At 71.2% G+C, this 3,389-nt stretch carries 3 protein-coding genes and 1 pseudogene; all 4 read right to left on the reverse strand.

Annotation, left to right across the window (positions count from 1 at the left end):
* Positions 1-97: 97 nt before the first annotated feature.
* Positions 98-553: a Ser-Thr-rich GPI-anchored membrane family protein gene (locus GWK61_RS53325; RefSeq protein WP_194922027.1), complete on the reverse strand. Its 456-nt coding sequence runs from the start codon at positions 551-553 to the stop codon at positions 98-100.
* A 116-nt stretch (positions 554-669) separates the two neighbouring features.
* A complete protein-coding gene (locus tag GWK61_RS53330; protein WP_194922030.1) occupies positions 670-1,311 on the reverse strand; it encodes a M23 family metallopeptidase in 642 nt (213 codons plus the stop codon).
* A gap of 221 nt (positions 1,312-1,532) precedes the next feature.
* Positions 1,533-2,105, reverse strand: a pseudogene (locus tag GWK61_RS53335) (TetR/AcrR family transcriptional regulator); the annotation flags it as partial.
* A 67-nt stretch (positions 2,106-2,172) separates the two neighbouring features.
* Complete coding sequence (gene whiG / locus GWK61_RS53340) at positions 2,173-3,000, reverse strand: RNA polymerase sigma factor WhiG (protein ID WP_369125688.1); 828 nt, start codon at positions 2,998-3,000, stop codon at positions 2,173-2,175.
* Positions 3,001-3,389 lie beyond the last annotated feature (389 nt).

A 3,389-nucleotide genomic window follows, 5' to 3' on the forward strand; every position in this document is an offset into this window, starting at 1 on the left:
AGGTGGGTGGGGGTTTTGGGGTCGGCGCGCGCGTTTCGGGGCGTGCTTCGCGGCGCGTGTGCGATGCGCGCGTCCGGTGCGCCTTTCCGTCGCGTGTCTAGGCGGGCTCGGCGATGGTGAGCACCTGGCTGTAGACGGTCAGCGGATCCGCGCTGGAGATGCTGATGGCGTAGTCGCCGCCCGGCGGCACGTCCGGCACCTCGATGGTGACCTTCTTCTCGGCCGGGTCCACGCCGCGCGCCAGCGTGAAGAACGTCAGCCGCCCGAAGTTCGGCCCCGACCGGTCCCCGGTCTGCCGCACCAGCACGACGTCGAGGGGACGCTGCACGTCGCCGCGCAGGTCCCAGGTCACGTCGATCTCCTCGGCGGGCGACCACACGGTGTTATCCCCGGGGTAGGTGATTTCCAGCCGGTCGGCGTTCGGGACGGCGGGTGCGGTGGAGTGGGCCCGCCACCATTCTTTGGGGGAAGGCTTGTCTTCGGCGGAGGACTCGTCGACCTTGGCGTCCAGCTTCCCGAGGTTCTTGCCCAGGCTCATCGGTTCGGCCCTCACTCTTCGCTCGCTCGGTCCGTCGGTCGGTGATCAGGCCAACGCTGCCCGGCCCGCGTCCGACGCTAAGCGCGGTGGTCGAGGAACGCTCTCTCGGACTGCGCCTTGTGAGGCTGCGCCTACCTCACGCCCCACACCGGCAACAACCGCACCGGGCCGTGTTCCAGGAGCCCGACCGGGTTGAGGTAGCGCTCGGCGTGCCCGAAACCGCGCACGAGGCCCCAGTGCAGGCAGGTCCGCGGCGCACAGTGGTTGGCGGGCGAATCCACGAGATGCCCGATGAGCTGACCGGTCCGAACCCTGTCCCCGACCTTCACGACGGGATCGACGGGCTCGTAGGTGGTACGCAGCGTGTCGTGACCCGGTGCGGTGTGATCGATGGCGACGACGGGACGCCCGAAGAGCAGGCCGGCGTAGCTGACGGTGCCCTGCCCGGCCGCCAGAACCTCCTGCCCGGGACCACCGAGAAGGTCGACGCCCCGATGACCGGCCTGCCAGCGCTTCGTCGGAGGCTGGAAGGGATGGACGACGACGGGACGACGCGCGCCGACAGGCGGCGTGAGCGGCCAGGTCCAGGTGCGGGCGGGATCGTGCGGAGGCGCTGGTGCGGGCTGACCGGGCTGCGCCTGGTTCCCGCGCTTGGCGGTGGAAGCACCAGAGGCCGCAGCGAGAAGCCGCGGGCCGGAGTACGCCAAGGCCGGCACCGCGACAGACAGCGCGGTGGCGATGGCGGCGAGCGCCAGGGTTCTGCGGAGGCGCATGCGGCCAGGATGGTGCGGGGGTTGGGGGATGTCACGGATTCGTGGTGCTTTTGGGTTATTTATTGGATTGTCAGGGGCTGGGATGCGGGTCGCTGCTTGCTCTCAGCCGCATTCCCTCTATGTCAGCTCGCAGATGTCGCGCGCCGCCGCGTACTCCCCCCGGGCTGCGGCCGCGTCTGGCCGGCCTGGGCGTTCAGCGCCTGCGTGTGGCGGCGGGCCGAGCCCAGGCCGCCGAACAGCACCATCGAGACTGCGGTCTCGGTGACCTCCGCCGGGTCCGCGCCGAGGCTGATGCGCTTGGCCGCGGCGTCGACCGTGCCCTGCACCAGCGCCGCGGCCAGGCGGGGCTCGGGGTGGCCGAGCGCGCGCAGCACGCCGATGCCCAGGTCCAGCATCCAGCCGTGCGCCGCGCGGATGCGGTCGCGGGCGTCGCCGTCGAGTTCCTGGCCGGACAGGGCCAACAGCGCGCGGTGCCCCGGTTCGGAGACCAGGCCCAGCTGGCGGCGGACGTAGGCGGCGAGCTGCCGTTCGGCCGTGGTCTCGGCCGCCATCGCCGCGCGCACCTCGCCGATCCAGGCCGGGAACTCGTGCGCGACCAGAGCCTCGATCACGTCGGCGCGGGATTTGAAGTACTCGTACACGCTCGAGCGCGCGAGCCCGGTCGCCTTGGCCAGCGCCGGAAACGTCAACGCGGCGACCCCGCCCTCGGCCACCAGGTCGCGCGCCGCCTCCAGCAGCGCGCGGCGCTGCATCTCCCGGTGCTCGACGACGGTGGCGGCACGGATCCTGGGCATGCGCACTAAGGTGCCGCGTCCACACACCTGTACACAACCCGGCGTTGAGAACGGTCCGATGAAGGTCCTACTCCTTCGCGGACAACTTGCCCCGCAACGTCAGCACCGCCTTGGTGTGGATCTGGCACACCCGGCTCTCGCTGACGCCGAGCACCTCGCCGATCTGCGCGAGCGTCATGCCCTCGAAGTAGTAGAGCGTGACGACCGTCTTGTCCCGCTCCGGCAGCGAGTTCACCGCCCGAGCCAGCAGAGCCCGCGTCTCCTGCACCTCGAAGAGCGCCACGGGGTCGGGCGCGTCGCCGTCCTCCAACGTCTCCATGAGCGGAATCCGGTCCCCGGACTGCGTCGGCAGCGCGAGCAGCTCGTCGAGCGCCGCGACGTTCACCAACGACAGCTTGCTGAAGATCTGCCGCAACTCCCCGAGCCCGATCCCCAACTCCCGAGCGATCTCCGCCTCACTCGGCGTCCGCCCGAACTCCTGCTCCAGCCGCACGGACGCCTGCTCGATCTCCCGCGCCTTCTGCCGCAACGACCGCGGAATCCAATCGAGCGCACGCAGCTCATCGATGATGGCGCCACGAATCCGCGCGATGGCATACGTCTCGAACTTGACGTGCCGATGCGGCTCGAAGCGCTCGATCGCATCGATGAGCCCGAAGATGCCGGACGAGACGAAGTCGGCGGAGTCCAGCGCCCCGGGCAGACCGACGCGGACACGGCCGGCGACGTACTTCACCAGCGGGGAGTAGTGGAGGATCAGGCGCTCGCGGAGGCCCAGGTCGCCGGTGCGTTTGAAGTCGTCCCAGAGGGTGTCGAGGGCGGTGGCGGCGGGCTCTTCAGCAGCCTCGCCGGTGGGGCTGTCGGAGGCCGAGGGGTTGGTTGCGCTTGCGGACACGCGTGACTCGGTGTTCGGCGGTGACTCGGCGTTCGGCGGTCGGTCGGCGTTCGGCGGTGAGTCGGCGGTCGGCGATGGGTCGGCGGTCGGCGGTCGGTCGGCGGTCGGCGGTGAGTCGGCGTTCGGCGGTGAGTCGGCGGCGCCCCCGGATACCGGGAAAGCGGGCGAGGTTTTGGCTGCGTCACCACCGGCGCTACGGATGCCGTCGAGGCTGTCGCTGTGGTCCATGTGCTCGCTCAGGGCCCGGGTTCCGGCGCTCGGGGCCGGGAGCGCGACGGGCTTGGCGGCGTCGTCGGTTGCGGTGGCCGCGTCGTCGGCTGCGGCGGCTGCGGCACGCGGCGCGCGGGGGCGGTTGGCGGCGGGGGCGGTGTCGCGTGACGGCGTGTGCT

Source organism: Catenulispora rubra, from assembly GCF_015356825.1.
Lineage (GTDB): Bacteria > Actinomycetota > Actinomycetes > Streptomycetales > Catenulisporaceae > Catenulispora > Catenulispora rubra.

Bases quoted from the DNA above. Each gene is read 5' to 3' on its own strand.
- GWK61_RS53330 (WP_194922030.1), bottom strand. From the start codon at position 1,311: ATGCGCCTCCGCAGAACCCTGGCGCTCGCCGCCATCGCCACCGCGCTG.